General features: G+C 76.0%; 15 protein-coding genes and 1 pseudogene. 4 read left to right on the plus strand and 12 right to left on the minus strand.

From position 1 onward, the window contains the following. Positions 1-54: 54 nt before the first annotated feature. From ACH5A8_RS29520 to ACH5A8_RS29545, 6 genes are all read right to left on the minus strand, one after another. Entirely contained in the window at positions 55-579 is a 525-nt protein-coding gene (locus ACH5A8_RS29520; protein ID WP_399007024.1) for a hypothetical protein, read from the minus strand. Continuing rightward, on the minus strand, positions 576-1,769 hold the full coding sequence (locus ACH5A8_RS29525) for a molybdopterin-dependent oxidoreductase (RefSeq protein ID WP_399007025.1): 1,194 nt from the start codon (positions 1,767-1,769) through the stop codon (positions 576-578). The genes ACH5A8_RS29520 and ACH5A8_RS29525 overlap by 4 nt, the downstream gene beginning before the upstream one ends. A 584-nt stretch (positions 1,770-2,353) precedes the next feature. Next, on the minus strand, positions 2,354-3,769 hold the full coding sequence (locus ACH5A8_RS29530; RefSeq protein ID WP_399007026.1) for a glycosyltransferase 87 family protein: 1,416 nt from the start codon (positions 3,767-3,769) through the stop codon (positions 2,354-2,356). 62 nt (positions 3,770-3,831) lie between these two features. Further along, the gene (locus ACH5A8_RS29535; protein WP_399007226.1) at positions 3,832-4,542 is read right to left on the minus strand and encodes a methyltransferase domain-containing protein; all 711 of its coding nucleotides are present in this window, start codon (positions 4,540-4,542) and stop codon (positions 3,832-3,834) included. Between the two features lie 500 nt (positions 4,543-5,042). Continuing rightward, positions 5,043-5,687, minus strand: coding sequence for a DUF2064 domain-containing protein (locus ACH5A8_RS29540; protein WP_399007027.1), 645 nt, complete (start codon positions 5,685-5,687; stop codon positions 5,043-5,045). Further along, positions 5,684-6,409 carry a glycosyltransferase family 2 protein gene (locus ACH5A8_RS29545; RefSeq protein ID WP_399007028.1) on the minus strand — a complete coding sequence of 242 codons (726 nt, stop codon included), beginning with the start codon at positions 6,407-6,409 and terminating at the stop codon, positions 5,684-5,686. Before ACH5A8_RS29545 ends, ACH5A8_RS29540 begins: the two co-directional genes overlap by 4 nt. Positions 6,410-6,522: 113 nt before the next feature. On the opposite strand from ACH5A8_RS29545, the gene ACH5A8_RS29550 reads away from it, so the two are divergent. Further along, complete coding sequence (locus tag ACH5A8_RS29550; RefSeq protein WP_399007029.1) at positions 6,523-7,236, plus strand: response regulator transcription factor; 714 nt, start codon at positions 6,523-6,525, stop codon at positions 7,234-7,236. After that, positions 7,233-8,348, plus strand: coding sequence for a sensor histidine kinase (locus ACH5A8_RS29555; protein ID WP_399007030.1), 1,116 nt, complete (start codon positions 7,233-7,235; stop codon positions 8,346-8,348). The genes ACH5A8_RS29550 and ACH5A8_RS29555 overlap by 4 nt, the downstream gene beginning before the upstream one ends. A gap of 60 nt (positions 8,349-8,408) precedes the next feature. Here ACH5A8_RS29555 and ACH5A8_RS29560 read toward each other — a convergent pair whose 3' ends face one another. Both ACH5A8_RS29560 and ACH5A8_RS29565 read right to left on the minus strand, forming a co-directional pair. Then, positions 8,409-9,461: an NAD-dependent epimerase/dehydratase family protein gene (locus tag ACH5A8_RS29560; RefSeq protein ID WP_399007031.1), complete on the minus strand. Its 1,053-nt coding sequence runs from the start codon at positions 9,459-9,461 to the stop codon at positions 8,409-8,411. 298 nt (positions 9,462-9,759) lie between these two features. Further along, a pseudogene (locus ACH5A8_RS29565) lies at positions 9,760-9,909 on the minus strand (2-phosphosulfolactate phosphatase); the annotation flags it as partial. A 76-nt stretch (positions 9,910-9,985) separates the two neighbouring features. Here ACH5A8_RS29565 and ACH5A8_RS29570 point away from each other — a divergent pair. Further along, the gene (locus ACH5A8_RS29570) at positions 9,986-10,549 is read left to right on the plus strand and encodes an SMI1/KNR4 family protein (RefSeq protein WP_399007032.1); all 564 of its coding nucleotides are present in this window, start codon (positions 9,986-9,988) and stop codon (positions 10,547-10,549) included. A gap of 143 nt (positions 10,550-10,692) precedes the next feature. Here the strand turns inward: ACH5A8_RS29570 and ACH5A8_RS29575 are convergent, their stop codons facing one another. The 3 genes from ACH5A8_RS29575 to ACH5A8_RS29585 all read right to left on the minus strand — a co-directional run bounded on the left by ACH5A8_RS29575 (position 10,693) and on the right by ACH5A8_RS29585 (position 14,065). Continuing rightward, a complete protein-coding gene (locus ACH5A8_RS29575) occupies positions 10,693-12,129 on the minus strand; it encodes a hypothetical protein (protein WP_399007033.1) in 1,437 nt (478 codons plus the stop codon). Between the two features lie 233 nt (positions 12,130-12,362). Then, complete coding sequence (locus ACH5A8_RS29580) at positions 12,363-13,127, minus strand: glucose 1-dehydrogenase (protein ID WP_399007034.1); 765 nt, start codon at positions 13,125-13,127, stop codon at positions 12,363-12,365. 152 nt (positions 13,128-13,279) lie between these two features. Beyond that, entirely contained in the window at positions 13,280-14,065 is a 786-nt protein-coding gene (locus ACH5A8_RS29585; protein ID WP_399007035.1) for an SDR family NAD(P)-dependent oxidoreductase, read from the minus strand. A 165-nt stretch (positions 14,066-14,230) separates the two neighbouring features. On the opposite strand from ACH5A8_RS29585, the gene ACH5A8_RS29590 reads away from it, so the two are divergent. Then, positions 14,231-14,854 carry a TetR family transcriptional regulator gene (locus ACH5A8_RS29590; RefSeq protein ID WP_399007036.1) on the plus strand — a complete coding sequence of 208 codons (624 nt, stop codon included), beginning with the start codon at positions 14,231-14,233 and terminating at the stop codon, positions 14,852-14,854. Between the two features lie 247 nt (positions 14,855-15,101). Here the strand turns inward: ACH5A8_RS29590 and ACH5A8_RS29595 are convergent, their stop codons facing one another. Continuing rightward, positions 15,102-16,403 carry a PP2C family protein-serine/threonine phosphatase gene (locus ACH5A8_RS29595; RefSeq protein WP_399007037.1) on the minus strand — a complete coding sequence of 434 codons (1,302 nt, stop codon included), beginning with the start codon at positions 16,401-16,403 and terminating at the stop codon, positions 15,102-15,104. Between the last annotated feature and the right edge of the window lie 385 nt (positions 16,404-16,788).

Consider the following 16,788-nt stretch of genomic DNA (forward strand, 5'->3'; position numbering starts at 1 on the left):
AGAGGCGGACCGCTCGGCCGCGCGCCCCCGTGGGGTGCGGCCGCCGGCGCGGCGCTACCGGTGTCGCCTGCGTGTCGTGTCCGCGCCCCGGACCGGCCGGCGCCGCCCGCCGCCCCGGGCGCCGCGGCGCGACCGGCGCACGGTGCGGGCGAAGGCCACGGCGGAGACGCCGAACAACACGCCCGTGATGGCCAGCCAGCGTCCCAGGTAGACGTCCTCGGACAGCCCGGCGGCGCCGGGGTAGGGGGCGGAGAGGCCGAGGATCAGGGGGAACCAGACGAGCAGGAGCACACCGGAGAGGAACGCGGGAACGCGCAGGTGGTTGATCCACGGCAGTCGCGGCGCGCGGGTGGGCCGGTGGCGCAGCACGTCGAGGACCGCCAGGTCGGCGAGCGAGTAGAGGGGCAGCAGGATCAGGTCGTGGACGACCGCCGCCCCGACGAACCAGACGGCGACGGCGAGGGGCCGTACGGCGAACAGGCGCACCACGGCATAGCCGGTGAGGGCGAAGGAGCACACCACGGCCAGCAGGTGCAGGGGGCTGGAGCCGTACCAGCGGACGAAGCGGCCCATGGTCATGCCGTGAAGGTGAGCCGGTGCACCCACTTGGTGTTGTTCACACCGGGGTTGGCCGGGACGATGACGCGGGCGGGGTAGCCGTGGTCGAGCGAGAGGTCGGCACCGCCCACGCGCAGGGCCAGCAGCGCGCGGGGGTCGTGGATCTGGTTTCCCCGCAGCACCACCGAGCTGTACGGGCCCGGGGGCTGGACGGACTCCACCAGGACGCTGCCGCCGCGGGGCAGCCCCGCCATGGCGGCCAGATCCGTCAGGCGCAGCCCGCTCCAGTGCTGGTCGGCGGTGGACCACCCTTCCACGCACGCGATCGGCAGGGCGGCGGCGTGCTGGGGCAGCGCGAGGAGCTGCGCCCGGGTGAGGACCAGGGACCGGCCGTGACCGCGGAGCTCCAGCCGCCAGTCGGGGCCCACGAGCTCGCGGGTGACGCCGACGGCGGCGGCCGTCTTGTTGATCTGGAATCCGTTGGGGCCGGCGCCCGGGTCGCGGTCGTGCGGAGCGAGGAGCGCGCTTTCGCGCAGGGAGCCGCCGATGCTCTGTCCGGCCGTGACCGCGAGCAGGAGCAGCGACCCCGTGCCCACCATGCCGACCGCGCCGCGACGGGTCATGGTCGGCGCTCGGGGCGCGAGGGGCACCAGGCCGTCGGGATCGGGGGGTTCGGGCCGGGTGTGGGCGAGGTCGGTGCGCAGCTCGCCGGTCAGGCTCCGCGAGCGCAGGGCGCGCGTCATCCGGCCGAGCCTGAGGCCGACGTGGACGACGAAGGCGGCCATGAAGACCCAGGCCCCGTAGAAGTGCAGGGTGTAGAAGGAGCCGGGGAAGACGTAGAGGAGCTGGATGTCGAGGAGCCCGGTGACGAACTCGAAGACGGCCCCGCCGACCAGTGCGAGCAGTGACAGCCGTTCCAGTGCGTGGGCGACGCTCCGCACCGGCGGCCACTCGAACAGTCTGGGGATGACGGACCAGAGTTTGGCCAGCAGCACCGGCACGAGCGTCACGCCGAGTGTGACGTGCACGCCCTGGGTCAGCCGGTACAGCCAGTAGGGGTGCGTGGGCCAGTCGAAGAGGTAGAAGCCGAGGATCCCCTTGTCGGGGGTCTGGTCGTTGAGCGGGCCCAGATCGGGGTTGTAGGCGGCGTACGAGAGGGCCCCGGTGAGGAACATCAGCGGGATGCCGGCCAGCAGGACCAGGCCGAACACGGAGGTGAGCCAGGGCCCGCGGAGGGGACTGCGCCAGAATCCGGGACGGAACGGACCCGGCGGCGGTGGCGTCCGCCGGGCCCGGCGTACGGCGCTCCGGGCACCGTCGGCGACCCGGCCGACGAGGGCGGCCGCGGTGGCGCGTGCCCGCCCAAGGCGCCTGCGCACACGCCCTCCGCGCGCCGTGGTCCGCGGTGCGCGGGGCGGGTGCGAGGGCGGCCGTCCGCCTCGGTCCATCGGCCGTCTCCTCCCTCTTGGGGCACGACTTCGCCGGGCACCGCCCTTCGGGGGGCGCGGGCGGTGCCCGGCACAGCGGCGCGTACAAACTGCCACAGGCCCGGGCGGCCGGCCGCCTCCGGCGCGGTGCGGGTGTGCGCCGTCAGCCGGACGGCGGAGTGGGCGACCGGGCCGACCGGGACCGGACAGGCCGACCGGGCCGGTGAGGGGCCCCGCGGGTCCGGCGTAGCGCCCCGCGTCCATCCGGTCCGTACCGAACAGGCCGACCGGGCCGGTGAGGGGCCCCGCGGGTCCGGCGCGGCGCCCCCGCGTCCATCCGGTCCCTGCGGGGGCCGGCCCGGCCGGCGTCACCGGTCCGTGCCGGGTGGGTGCCCGGCACCGGTGACGTGTGGTCCCGGGCGGTGGCGCCGGGCCGGCAGGGCGCGCAGCACCGCTCCGAGGGCGACGCACACGGCGGCGGTGCCGTACGCCGACGCCTGCACGGGGAAGCCGGGCAGCAGACGGCCGCCGAGGTAGAGGACGGTGCCGGCGAGGGTGACGGTCAGCCACTCCCAGCGGCCGTCGAGGGCGACGAGGCCGACGACGAGCAGCGAGTACCAAGGGTAATTGGGCGAGACCAGCAGCAAGGCGGTGCCGGTCAGCAGCAGGGCGCCGCGCCAGGGGCGGAGCGGGTCCCCGCGCCACCACGCGTATCCGGCCGTCAGGGCGAGCAGCACGGCGGCGGTCGCTTCGGCGGCGGCGTCCGGCAGCAGCAGCCGGAGCAGGGCGAAGCGGTGGACGTCGCCGGGCTGGTACCCCTCCTCCCGCAGGTAGCCGGGCAGGTAGCCCAGCACGCCCGCGCCGGAGGCGATGACATAGGGAAGGTAGACGAGCGCGAACACGGCGAGCAGGGCCGCCACCGTGCGTGCCGCCCGCGCCGGGTTCCGCTCGCCGGAGAGCGCGCCCGGGAGCGCCAGCACGGGCAGCAGCTTCACCGCGGTGGCGGCGCCGAGGAACGCGCCGCGCCGGGCGCCGGCGGTGGCCGTGCCGAGGGCGAGCACGGTGAGCAGGACGCCGAGGGTGTCGACATGGGCGTTGTCGACCGCTTCGAAGGGGACGGCCGGGCACCAGCCCCACAGGGCCGCGCGGGCCGGCGCTCGCCGCGGGTCGCCCCGTCGGCGCCCCACGGCGAGCAGGGCGACGGTGGTGCCGAACGCCAGGACGGCGCCGCCGACCTGGAGCGGCTTGTGGCGGCTTCCCGGGGGTGACAGGAGGTGGACGGTGAGGAACCAGCCCTCGGCGACGGGCGGGTAGATGGTGGGGACGGTGGGACGGTTGATACGGACGCACAGGCCGTCGCGGGTCCGGGTCAGCCCCCAGCCCCGGCACGAACCCCGGTCGGGGAAGAGCCAGTCGTCGCGCAGCCCGGTGAGCTGGGGCGCGGCGGGCGGGTGTGCGTACGGGGAGATCCCGGCGGCCTGCACCCGGCCGTCCCAGGCGTAGCGGTACATGTCGGTACTGGTGCGGGGCGGAGCGGCGAGGCCGGCCACCGCCACGGCGGCCGCGCCGACCAGGACGAGGCCGGTCGCGGCCCGTTCGGGGACCTTGCGCACGGCCCACGCCGCGCCGGCGAACAGCGACCAGGCGATCGCGTATCCGGCCAGCAGGCGGCCCGCGTCGTGCTCGTCGTCGCCCGCCCGGACGGTGTTCACGACGACGGCGGTGAGAGCGGCGAGGAGCACCGCGGTGGCGGCGGCGCCGACGCGTGCCGTCGTGCGCCTCACGGGGGCCGGGACCGGGCCGGCCGGCGGCCGGGGGCGGCGGCGGTGCGGAAAGGCGGTGTCGTTCACGGGAGTTCGGGCCTCCCGGTGGCATCGGGGCGCCGGGCGTGCCGCTCCGGGACCGGGCACCGCAGTTCCAGGAACCGGCGGCCCTGGGCCGTCCACCTGCCGGTGGGGCTCCAGCCCGCGGTCTCGGCGGCCCGGCGCAGTGCGGTGGGACCGAGTCGGGCCCAGGGGAAGGGGCGGCCGTGCCGGCCGTGGGCGTCCTCGACCCGGACGGTGAGGTATTCGTCGACGTCGTCCGGGGCGGCCTCCGCGAGCAGCCGGCCGCCGGGCGCGGCCACGGCCCGCAGACGGGTGAGCAGGGCGACCGGGTCGCCGCCGATCCCCACGTTGCCGTCGATCAGCAGGACGGTGTCCCAGCGGCCTTCCTCCGGCAGCCGGTCGAAGACGGACCGGCGCAGCGCGGCGCCACCGCGCCGCCGGGTCCGCGTCACCGCGGCCGGGCTGACGTCGACGCCGAGCGCCCGCACGCCCCGGGCGGCCAGCGCCGCCACCAGGCGTCCCGGTCCGCAGCCGACGTCCAGGACGGACCCGGCGCAGCGGTCGAGGACACCGCTGTCGGCGGCGTCGGGGGCGGCGCACCAGCGTTCAACGTCCAGCGGCAGCAGCTCCCCCGGCTTCCCGGTTCCGCCGGGAGGGGCCGCGGGTGACAGACGACGCAGATGGAGCGGGCCACGGCCGGTGCGCAGGGCACGGCCGTAGGGATCGTCGATCCACGGCCCGCCGGAGCCGGACCGCGGGGTGGGGACGGCCTGGTCGGACCACCGGACGGGGGCGGTCCGCCGGGCGCGGGCGGCCGCCGGCCGCCCGGAAGCCGCCTCCGAGGCGGAAGCCGCCTGCTGAACGGAAGCCGCCTGCGGGACTGGAGTCGTCTGAGGGACGGGAGTCGTCTGAGGGACGGGAGTCGTCTGAGGGACGGGAGTCGTCTCCCGGAGACTAGCCGCCTGCTGGGCAGGAGCCGCCTCCAGGAGAGAAGCTGCCTGCGGCGCGGGAGTCGCCTGCTGGGCAGGAGCCGCCTGGAGAGAGGCTGCCTGCGGGACCGGAGTCGTCCGCGGGACAGAAGCGGCTTGCGGGGCAGGAGTCGTCCGGTCGGTCGCAGGGGGCTGTCGGCGCTGCTCGGTCAGTCGGGTCACGGACGCCCGTGGGGGCCGGTGGGGGGTGGTCCGGGCCGGCGACGGCGCGGGGGCGGGGTCCGTGCCGTTCCGCATGCCGTTCACCGCCCGGCCCGGGCGAGCGCGGCCACGGTCGCGGCGAACCGTGAGCCGGCGGCGCAGCGGGCGGCCACCTCGGCGGCGTCCGCGGCGGTGTCCACGTCGCGCAGCACCGGCAGGTCGCTCACCCTCAGCCCCGCCTCGGCCAGCCGCCGGCGCTGGATCGCGCCCGTGTCGCGGGTGGACATCGGCACACCGCGCACGAGGGCCGCGGCGCGCGCCGGCTCGGCGATGCCCAGCGCCCAGAAGCCTCCGTCCGCGGCGGGCCCGAACCAGGCGTCGTGGCCGTCACCGCCGACCTCCTCGACGAGCTCCGCGGTCAGTTGGGGCGTGTCCATGCCGACCAGCAGGGCCGGTCCCCGGTCGCAGAGGCCGAACGCGGCGGCGATCCGCTCGTCCAGGCCGCCGGCCCGCTGGGCCGCGACGTCGAAGCCGGGCGGCAGCCAGGGGCCAGGCGCGCCGGCGAGCACCAGGACGCGGCGGCGGGCCGGCACCCGCAGCACCGTGTGCAGGGTGTCGGCGAGGGCCGCCTCGGCCAGGGCGGCGGCTTCCCCCGGTGTGTAGGGCGGGGTGAGCCGGGTCTTGACCCGGCCCGGGACGGGTTCCTTGGCGATGACCAGCAGTGTGGCCAGGGACCCGGCGCTCATCGGAGGGTCCCCGGAGCGGCGTCGGGCGCCGGGTGGGCGCCGGGGCGCTCGGCGAGGACCGCGCGCATGTCCCGTACCGCCTGCCAGGTTCCGCGCCAGGTGCCGGTGACCTTCGAGCGTCCCGTTCGCGGCCGGTACGGCACGTCCGTCTCCGTCACCCGCCAGCCCGCGTCGGCCGCCCGGACCACCGTCTGCAGCGGGTAGCCGGAGCGACGGTCGGTCAGGTCCAGGGCGAGGAGGGGTGCGCGGCGGGCGGCGCGCATCGGGCCGAGGTCGTGCAGCCGCAGTCCGGTGCGCCGGCGGACCAGGCGGGCCAGTTCCATGTTGGCCAGGCGGGCGTGCAGCGGCCAGGCGCGGCGCGTGAGAGGCCTGCGGCGGCCCAGTACGAGGTCGGCGGAGCCGTCGAGGACGGGCCCGGCCACGGCCGGCAGGAGGGCCGGGTCGAGGCTGGCGTCGCAGTCGCAGAAGCAGACGACGTCCGCGGTGGCGGCGGTCAGGCCCGCGTGGCAGGCCGCGCCGAACCCGCGCCGCGGTTCGGGAACCACGTGCGCTCCGAGTGCGCGGGCGATGTCCGCCGAGCCGTCGGTCGAGCCGTTGTCGACGACGATCGCGCGCCATCCGGCGGGGATGCGGTCAAGCACCCACGGCAGGGCCTCGGACTCGTCGAGGCAGGGCAGCACCACGTCCACGGGAGCGGGTGAAGAGGAGGAGGTCTCGATCACTCCACTCACCCTACGAGGACGAACGGGACATAAGGGATTGCGCGATCTTACGGAGTGCTGACGTCGGCCGCCGTCCGCGCCGACGGCCGCACGCCGGTGCGAGACTCGACCGTGTGAAACGCGTACTCGTCGTGGACGACGACCCCACCGTCTCCGAGGTCGTCAGCGGCTATCTGGACCGGGCGGGCTTCGCCGTCGACGTGGCGGCCGACGGCCCCACCGCCACGGCCCGCGCCGCCGCTCGGCCGCCCGACCTGGTGGTGCTCGACCTGATGCTGCCCGGCATGGACGGGCTGGAGGTCTGCCGGCGCATCCGTGCGAACGGCCCGCTCCCCGTGATCATGCTGACGGCCCGCGGCGACGAGGAGGACCGCATCCTCGGTCTGGAGGTCGGAGCGGACGACTACGTCACCAAGCCCTTCAGCCCCCGCGAACTCGTCCTGAGGGTCCAGTCGGTGCTCCGCCGCGCGGGCGCGACGCCCCCGGCCCACTCCGGCCCGGACGCGGCCCGGCTGCGGGCCGGCCCCCTCGCCCTGGACCCGCACGCCCGCCGCGCCACCCGCCATGACACGCAACTTCCTTTGACCATCAGGGAGTTCGACCTGCTGGAGTACTTCCTGCGACACCCGGGCCGGGCGACGAGCCGCGAGGAGCTGATGCGCCGGGTGTGGGGCTGGGAGTTCGGCGACCTGTCGACCGTCACCGTCCACGTCCGCCGGCTGCGTGAGAAGATCGAGGACGACCCGGCGCACCCCGCCCTGATCAGCACCGTCTGGGGCGTGGGATACCGCTTCGACGCCCCACCGGCGCCGGACGGGGGCCGATGACGGTGCGCGACACCCTGCTCATCGTGCTCTACGCGGCTGTCGGGGCGGCGGGAGCGGGCCTGCTCGGCATGGGCGCCCTGCGGCTGCTGCGCCACCGCTCCGTCGCGCTGTCCCTGGCCGTGGTGGCCGCCGTCGCGGTCGCGGCGATGCTCGCCGGAACCCTGCTGGTGTCCTGGGCCATGCTCCTGTCCGACCACGACCTGTGGGTCGTGACGACGGTCTGCTCCATCGCGGCGATCGTCTCGCTCGCGGTGGCGCTGGCGCTCGGCCGCGGTGTCGTCCGCGGCAGCCGGGCACTGGCCGAGGCCACCCGCTCCCTCGGCGACAGCGGCAGCTTCACCCCGCCCGCCGCGGCGCCCACCGCCGAACTCGCCGAGCTGGCCGGCGAACTCGCCGCCACCAGCGCCAAGCTCGCCGCGTCCCGGGAGCGGCAGCGGGCCCTGGAGGACTCCCGGCGCGAACTGGTCGCCTGGATCTCGCACGACCTGCGCACCCCGCTCGCCGGGCTGCAGGCCATGGCGGAGGCGCTGGAGGACGGCGTGGTCGACGATCCTGGCGTCTACCACGCCCGTATCCGCGCCGAGGTCGAGCGCATGGGCGGCATGGTCGGCGACCTCTTCGAGCTCTCCCGCATCCAAGCCGGGGTCCTCGCCCTGAACACCACGCGGATGTCGGTCTACGACCTCGTCGGCGACGCGCTCGCGGGCGCCGACGCCCTGGCCAGGGAGCACGGCGTGCGGATCGTCGGCGACGGGGTCGAACCCGTCCCGGTCGAGGTGGACGGTCGCGAGATGTCCCGGGTCCTGGCCAATCTGCTCGTCAACGCGATCCGCCGGACGCCGTCCGACGGCACGGTCGCGGTCTCCGCCCGCCGGGAGGCGGACAGCGTCGTGGTGTCGGTGACCGACGGCTGCGGCGGCATTCCCCCCGAGGACCTGCCGCGCGTCTTCGACACCGGCTGGCGCGGCACCGACGCGCGAACGCCGCCGGCCGGGGCGGGTCTCGGGCTGGCGATCGTCCGCGGGATCGTCGAGGCCCACCACGGACGCGCGGCCGTCTCCAACGTCCCCGGCGGCTGCCGTTTCGAGGTACGCCTGCCCGCCGCCGCCTGAGACACGTGTGCCCCCGCCCCACACGGCGGCGGGACACACGTGTCCTGGGCTGCCGGTGTGTCAGCCGCCCCGCAGCGCCGCCGTGGCGAACCGCGCCATCCCTTCCGCGAACCCGACCCGCGCCGTCCAGTCCAGTTCCTCGCGCAGCCGGCGTGAGGAGGCGGTGATGTGGCGGACGTCGCCGAGACGGTACCGCCCGGTGACGACGGGCGCCCGCCCGCCGTGCGCCTCGGCCAGTGCGGCGGCCATCTCCCCCACGGTGTGCGGCTCGCCGCTGCCGACGTTGTACGCCCGCGCCGTCCCCTCCGGCAGCGCGGCCAGCCCGTCCAGGGCCGCGCGGTTGGCCCCGGCGACGTCCCGTACGTGGACGAAGTCCCGTCGCTGGCCGCCGTCCTCGAACACCAGCGGCGCCTCACCGCGCTCCAGCGCGGACCGGAACAGCGCGGCGACGCCCGCGTAGAAGGTGTCCCGCGGCATCCCGGGCCCGTACACGTTGTGGTAGCGCAGCGCGGCCACCCGCCCGCCCGTCGCCCGCGCCCACGCGGCGGCGAGGTGTTCCTGCGCGAGCTTGGTGGCGGCGTAGACGTTGCGCGGATCGAGCGGGGCGTCCTCGGTCACCGTGCCGGGCACGAGCGGCTCGCCGCACCTCGGGCAGGGCGGCTCGAACCGTCCCGCCTCCAGATCGGCCACCCGACGCGGGCCGGGCCGTACGGTGCCGTGGGCCGGGCAGTCGTAGCGCCCCTCCCCGTAGACCACCATCGAACTCGCGAGGACCAGCCGCCGCACCCCGGCCCCGGCCATGCCCGCCAGCAGCACGGCGGTACCGAGATCGTTGCAGCCCACGTAGTCGGGAGCGTCACCGAAGTCCTTGCCCAGTCCCACCATCGCCGCCTGGTGGCAGACGGCGTCCACACCTCGCAGGGCCTCGGCCACGGCAGCCGCGTCCCGCACGTCCCCGCGCCTGAAGTCCGCCCCGTCGGCGATCGGCGGGGCGTCGCGGTGCGCGGCGGGCAGCAGCGAATCGAGCACGCGCACCTCGTGCCCCGCGTCGGCGAAAGCGCTCACGACGTGCCGGCCGATGAAGCCCGCACCACCGGTGACCAGGATCAGCATGCACCGACCGTACGGCCGCGAAGCCACCCGGCGGCCGTACGACGCCGGTACGTCAGGAATCGGTAACCCCTGCGGCCCGTGCCGCCCCGGCCGTGACCGGACCGCGCGTCCGAGGCCGGCCGCCGTACCCGGCCCCTACCGTGCCGGGGCCGGCTGGGCCGGCCGGCCGACGGGGCGCAGCACCGTCAGGGCGTCCTCCCGGCGAGCCCGCATCGCGAAGGGGAACCTGTCGGCCTCCAGACACAGGGCGATGTCGTCGGGGTGGACGCCCCGGTATCCGCGGCGCAGCCCCTCGGTGCGCCTCGTCCTCCGAGGCCGCCAGAACTATTCTCTCGGCCCCGCGCGCGAAGGCCCAGGCCGCCACGGTGAAGGCCCGCATCACGTCGACGACGACCGCGACGCGCGGGATGTCGGTCGGCTCCGGTATGCCGACGCGGCGATGATCCATCCCGCCATTGTGGCGGCGCCGGGCGGGGCCCATGCAGTCGGTGGTGGATCGGGCGGCCTCCAGTAGCGTTCGGCTCATGACCGCTCTCGACCACCTGATACGCCTCTGTCCGCCTCCCGTCGATCCGCCGCCCGCGGTGGACTGGCCGGAGGCCGAGGAGGCCCTCGGCACCGCTCTGCCCGCCGACTACAAGCGACTTGTCGAGACGTACGGGGACGGGGTCTTCGACGGGACCATCTGGCTGCTCGTCCCCGACTCGGCGTACGACGACTGCGACCTGCACGCGCAAGCTGTCGAACGCGCCGAGATCCTCGCCGAGTTGTGGGACGCGGGCGAGGAGCGGCCGGCCGGGCTGTCGGAACCGGGCGCGCGGATCCTGCCGTGGGCGTTCGAGGAGGGCACCGGGGCGTTCCTGTACTGGCTGGCGCGGCCGGGGCAGCGGCCCGACGCGTGGACGGTGCTGTACAACGAGGGGCGCGGCCCGCTGTGGGAGCACCACGGCACGGGGTGCGTGGCCTTCCTGCGGGCCGCGCTCACGGGGACGGCGGAGTCGGCGTACTTCGGCGCTGACGACGTGCCGGGGCCGACGGGGCACCGCTTCGACACCGCGGACCGGTTGCTCGGGGAGCCGGAGCGGTGATCCCGCCTACGCACCCGGGCGCTCGGGAGACCGCGGGCGCCGGACCTCCCCTGGCGTGATCGCCCGGTCGCCCGCGAGCGTTCTCCGCACGCTCTTGGGATGACGGTGGAGACGCCGACGTCTTCGGTGAGGACGGGCGGGGGTCAGTGGTCGTCGAGGCCCGCCTCCCACAGGCGGCGCCGGTAGACGTGGGCGCTGAAGAGATGGCGGCCCGCGCGCAGCAGTTCGCCCGCCTCGGGCGCACCGCGCGGCATGTCGGCGGCGGGATGCCAGCCCTGGACCGACTGCTCGGCCCAGGACCGCAGTCGGGGGTCCGGATCCTTGAGCAGCGACACCGACGCCCTCAGCCGTACGAGCCCGCCGCAGGCGTCGAGGAGCCGGAACGCGGCGACCCGCAGGTGCCTCGGCCGGTCAGGGGCCAGCAGCGCGGTGAGTCGGCCGGGGTCCAGGGACCGCGCGGAGGGCAGCAGGGTCGTCGTCGTCTCGCGGACGACGGCGGGCGCCGTGTCGTCCAGCAGCGGCAGCAGTCGCGGCGTGTCGGTCACGTCCAGGGTGCGCAGCCCGGCCACCGCCTGCGCCCGTACGCCGGGGGAGGGGTGGGTGATCAGGGGCCACAGCAGTGCCGCGTCGGAGCGGTCGCCGCATTCCGCCAGCCCGGCCGCCGCACCGGGCGGCAGCGCCGGATCGGCCGACTCGGCGCAGCAGCGCCGGTACCAGGACAGCGGGTCGGCGCCGTGCTGCCGTACGACGTAGCGCGCGCAGGCCCGCACCAGGGCGGAGCGGTCGGCCAGGAACTCCGCGGCACGGTCCGGCCGGCCGGCCCGCCGCAGTGCGGTGACGCCGATCGCGCGCACCCGCGGCGGGCGGGCCCCGAGCAGCGGGGCGAGCACGTCCTCGTCGGGAGCGCCCGCGGACGGCTCGTCGCCGCGGGCGAGGGCGGCCTCCCCGCACAGGGTCTGCACGACGGCGTCCACGTCACGCGCCGCCGCACGGGCCAGCTCCGCCGAGGTCATCAGGCGTCGCTCGACCGCCAGGCGGTACGCGAACCGCCTCACGTCACGGTCGGCGTGCCGCAGGAGCGGCCCGAGGCGCCGGCGGTCCGCTCCGCGCAGGACCTCGCCGAGGAGCCCGACCGCGGCGTCACCCCGATCGCGGCGGCCGACGAGCAGGATCAGCGGGGTGAGGGCCACGGCGGTGTCCACGTCCAGGAGCCGGCGCAGCAGCGCCCGGGCCCGCTCACGGACCGGCTCCGCCCAGTCGGACGCGCGGATCACGATCAACGGCAGCAGAGCGGGATACGCCTCCGCCCGGCGCACGGCCCGCTCGCGGATCCGGCCGTCGCGATGGCACAGGGCCGACGCCAGACGTGACGCGTCGAGCGGCGCGGCGAGGTCGGCGGGCAGCGGGGCGACGCGCTGCGGCCACGGCGCATGGTCCGGCCGGTGCCGGGCGCCGGTGCGCGTACCGGCGTCCCACACGAGCCAGGCTCGGGGGTCGTCGCTGGGAAGGGCGCCCCAGAGCGGCCCGTCGCCCGCCGGCCGGACCGCCGACGCCCCGCCGTCCGTGAAGTCCTCGCCCATGTCCCGCTTCCCCGCCGTCCTGTACCGTGCCCCGCCGCGAGCTCTCGTCGTCGCCTGGGGCGGGGTGGGCGAGATCGTAGCTCGGGTGCGGGCGGACCGGCGCGGGATTTTCGGTCTGCGCGGCCGGGGAACGGGGCGGTCGGCGGGCCGGAATGGACCGCGGGCTTCCGCCGTTCACCGCGGGTTCCCGCACCCCGCCCCCAGGAGCGAGGAGTGGAGCCGCGGGTGTCCGCTCACTGCCCCATGACGTACCGGACGGTCGGACCGGTGGTCCAGCCGCCGTCCACCGCTAGTTCGGCGCCGGTGACGTACGAGGCCGCGTCGGAGAGCAGGTACACGACCGCGCTCGCGATCTCGTGCGGCTCGCCGACCCGGCCCATGGGCGTGTTGGGGTACTTGCCCTCGCCCCGCTCGATGCCCACGGACGCGGTCATCGGGGTGTACGTCATGCCCGGGTGCACCGAGTTCACCCGGATCCGGGCCGTGCCCAGTTCCACCGCGCCGATCTTCGTCAGCCCGCGCACGCCCCACTTGGAGGCGCCGTAGCCGGCCGTCAGCGCGAGGCCCATCAGGCCGGCGGCGGAGGAGACGTTGACGATAGAGCCCCCGCCGTTGTCCCGCATGGCGGGGATCACGGTCCGCATGCCGATGAAAACGCCGGTGAGGTTGACGTCGAGCACCTTGCGGAAGTGCTCCACGGATTCGGCCTCGAGCAACTGGCCGGTGGAGATGCCGGCGTTGTTGACGAGGCCGTGCAGGCCGCCGAACTCGGCGAGCGCGGTGTCGGCGACGTGCCGCCAGTCCTCCTCGGAGGTGACGTCGTGGCGCAGGAAGCGGGCGTTCGCGCCGAGCCGGGCGGCGGTGGCCTCGCCCTCGTCCACCAGGACGTCGGTGATCAGCACGTTGGCTCCGGCCTCGATCGCCTGGCGGGCCGTTTCGGCGCCGAGGCCGCGGGCTCCGCCGGTGATGACGACGGTCCTGCCGGTGAGGTCGTTCATGGTGCGCTCCTTGGGTGTCGGGTCGGTGGGGCGGCGGGCCGGGCCGGGCCGTGTCGTCGCGAAGAGGTCCGGCCCTGTCGTCGCGGACGGGTACGGCCGGACCCGCTCGCGAGCGGGTGTGGTGCCGTCGCGAGCGGGTGCGGCCCGAGGTGTCAGAAGTGGGTGCCGCCGTCGACGCGGATCTCGGTGCCGGTGATGAACCCGCCGTCCTCGCTGCCGAGCATCGCGACCACGGACGCCACCGTCTCGGGGCCGGCGAAGCCCTGGCCGAGCGCCGGGGACAGCTTCGCGAACAGGCTCATGTCGGCGTCCTCGGGCAGCCCCGGGCCCACGCTCTGGCCGCTGGCGCCGCTGCCGTCGGTCATGCCGGAGGAGATGGACCCGGGCTGCACGGCGGTGAAACGTATGCCGCGCTTCGCGTACTCGGCGGCCAGCGCGTGCGTCATGGACTGGATGCCGCCCTTGCTCGCCGCGTACGCCGCCATGTACGGGTGCGCGAACACCGCCGACGTGGAGCTGAAGTTGACGACCGCCGCGCCTCGGCCCTCCAGCAGTGCGGGGACGGCCTCGCGGATCACCAGGAAGGTGCCGATCAGGTTGACCCGGAGGACCTGGGTGAAGGCGTCGAGGCTCGTCTCGTGGGTGTGCGAGGAGCGCAGGATCCCGGCGGCGTTGACCAGTACGTCGAGCCCGCCGAGCGCGGCGACCGCGGCGGCGACCCCCTCGCGCACCGAGGTCTCGTCGGCGACGTCGACGACGAGCGTGGTGAGCCGGCCGGCGTGGGGGCCGGCCTTCTCGACGGTGTCGCGCAGCCCCCGCTCGCTGATGTCGGCGGCCACGACGGCGCCGCCCTCCGCGAGGATCCGCAGCACGGTGGCCTGGCCGATGCCCGAGCCACCGCCCGTGATCAGTGCGCGGCGGCCTTCATAGCGGTTCATGCGTACTCCCAACCAGGCCGGACCGCTTCGTCGCGGAACGGCCGTACGGCGTCGGCCTCTGATGCGCCGACGCTTTCGACGGCCGTCACGTTACGCCCGAGTGGCACGTTTTGCCATTTCGGCATTCCATGTCACTGCCGGGCCACCGGGCGTAGTCTTCTGCGGGTGAGCACCGACGCGTCCCCCTCCCTGACCGAGCGCCGCAAGGCCGCCACGCAGCTCGACATCGCCCTCGCGGCGGCGGAGCTCTTCGCCTCCCGCGGCCCGCACGGCACCACCGCCGAGGAGATCGCGGGGCGGGCGGGAGTCGCGCTGCGGACCTTCTACCGGTACTTCCGGTCCAAGCAGGACGCGGTGAGCCCTCTGCTGGCCACCGGCGCCGACCGCTGGCGGGCGCTGCTGGAGGAGACCGAGCCGGGCACGGCGGTGCCCCGGGCGCTGGAGACCGCGGTCGAACGGGCACTGGCGGCCCCGGACGAGGAGTCCGTCCACGGACTGCTGCGCACACGCGGGCTGCTGCGGGCCGCGGCGGACGACCCCGCGCTGCGGGCGGTCTGGTACCGCGTGAACCAGGAGTCGGAGGAACGGCTCGTCCCCGTGATCGCCCGGCTCGCGGGCGACGGCACGGACCCGCTGGAGGTGCGGCTCGTCGCCGCCGCCGCGACCGACGCGATCCGTATCGCGCTGGAGACCTGGGCCGCCACCGAGGCGGGGGCCGAGGGGCCGGACTCCCCCGCCGTGCTCGCGGTGCGCTGTCTGCGCCGCCTCGTCGGCCCGATGCACGCGTAGCGGACGGCGGGAAACGCGCCGCGCCGACCCTACGGAGGGTGCCGCGCCGACCGTACGGAGCGCGTCAGCCGGCCGTACGGAGCAGGCCGCGCCGACCGTACGCAGCGCGCCGGGCCGCTGGGCCGGCGCGCGCTCCCGGGCGGGCGCGCCCCGGGAGGCGGGAGCCCGAGCGCGGCCGTGCGCCGGGGTCTCCCACCTCCCGACGCCGTGGTGAGCGCCGTGGTGCGTCAGGCACGAGCAGGGCGTGTCAGGGCACGCGCAGGGCCAGGACGGCGACGTCGTCGTACCGGCCGTCACTCATGCGTTCGAGGAGTTCGTCGCGGAAGACGGCGAGCGGTTCGCGGGCGAGCGCGGCGGCGTGCTGGCGCAGCCGGGTCAGGCCGCGGCCGATGTCCTCGCCGGGGCGTTCGATGAGGCCGTCGGTGTACAGGAGCAAGGTGGCGCCCGGCGGCAGGGCCGTGGTCGCGGTGCCGCGGGCGAGGCCGGGGTCGAAGCCCAGGACGGGGGCGTGGCCCTCCACCTCCTCCAGCAGACGGGTGCGGCCGTCGGGCTGGGCGAGCAGCGGCGGGAGGTGGCCGGCGTTGGTCCACTCGATCCGCCAGGGGCCCGCGGCGGGCGTCGTCAGGCGGGCGATGACGGCCGTGACGAGTTCGATCCCGGTGAGGCCCTGCATGACCCGGTCCAGGCGGCGCATGATTCCCGCCGGGTCGTCACCGCTGTCGTAGGCGAGCGCGCGCAGCATGTTGCGCAACTGGCCCATGCGGACGGCGGCGGCCAGGTCGTGACCGACCACGTCGCCGATGGCGAGGATCGTCGAGCCGTCGGGGAGCCGGAAGGCGTCGTACCAGTCGCCGCCGACCTCGGCCCGCTCGACGGCGGCCACGTAGCGGGCGGCGAGCCGGAGGTGCGCGAGCCCGGTCAGGTCGGGCAGCAGGGAGAGCTGCAGTTGCTCGGCGGTGTGCTGCTGGAGCGCGTACAGCCGGGCGTTGTCGAGGGCGAGGCCGGCCCGTTGGCCGAGGTCGGCGGCGAGCGCCTGCTCCTGCTCGTCGAAGGGGGCGGCCGGGGCACGGCGTACGAAGGTGAGCGCGCCCAGTGCCTGCCGCCGTACGCGCATCGGGACGATCAGCGCGGTCTCGGCGCCCAGCGTGCGGTACAGGGCCCACTGGGCGCAGCGGAGGGGGTCGGCCGGGTCGGGCGCGTCGACGCCGGCCACCACCGTGGGGCCCGCGCCGCGCAGCACCTTCGCCAGGGCGGCGGCCGAGTCGTCCGGCCCGGGGAGGAAGCCGCCGGGCACGAGGCGCAGCGCCCGTTCCGGGTCCCGGTCGGTGACCGTGAGCCGGCGTACGCCATCGCTCTCGACCACGTCGACGACGCAGGCGTCGGCCAGTTGGGACACCACCAGCCGGGCCAGCCGGCGCAGCGACTCCTCCGCGTCCAGCCCCGAGGCCAGTGCGCGGCTCGCCTCGGCGAGCAGCCGCAGGCGGGCGGCGGCGACCTCGGGCGGCAGTTCGACGTCGGACGTCTCCGGCGGTGGGGGTTCCCGCTTCATCACCCCCATTGTTGCCCTGGTGGCATGCCCTGCAATCCGCCGTACGGCGGGGAGAGCGAGGGGAGGTGTCCGAGGAGCGGCCTCACCGATCCGGTCGACCGGACTCCGCGCCACGGCACCGGGCCGGCCGCCCGCCCGCCGGGCCACGTCCCGTCGGGCCGACCGGCTGCGGGAGCGGGAGGGGGCGTACGCGGAGGTCGGGGCCTCCCGCGCCCGGGCTGCCGACCGGCGGACAGGCGGACACACGCGCACGGCTGACAGGCGCCGCCAAGGGGCGCACACACGTGCACAGCCGACGGGCCCCGGCGCGTCGGCCCCAGCAACCGGGTGTGCGCCGTCCGCCGCAGTCGGCCACCGCGTGCGGGCCCGTCCACCGCAGTCCGCA

The sequence above is a fragment of the Streptomyces sp. NPDC018610 genome, assembly GCF_044391765.1.
Classification (GTDB): Bacteria; Actinomycetota; Actinomycetes; order Streptomycetales; family Streptomycetaceae; genus Streptomyces.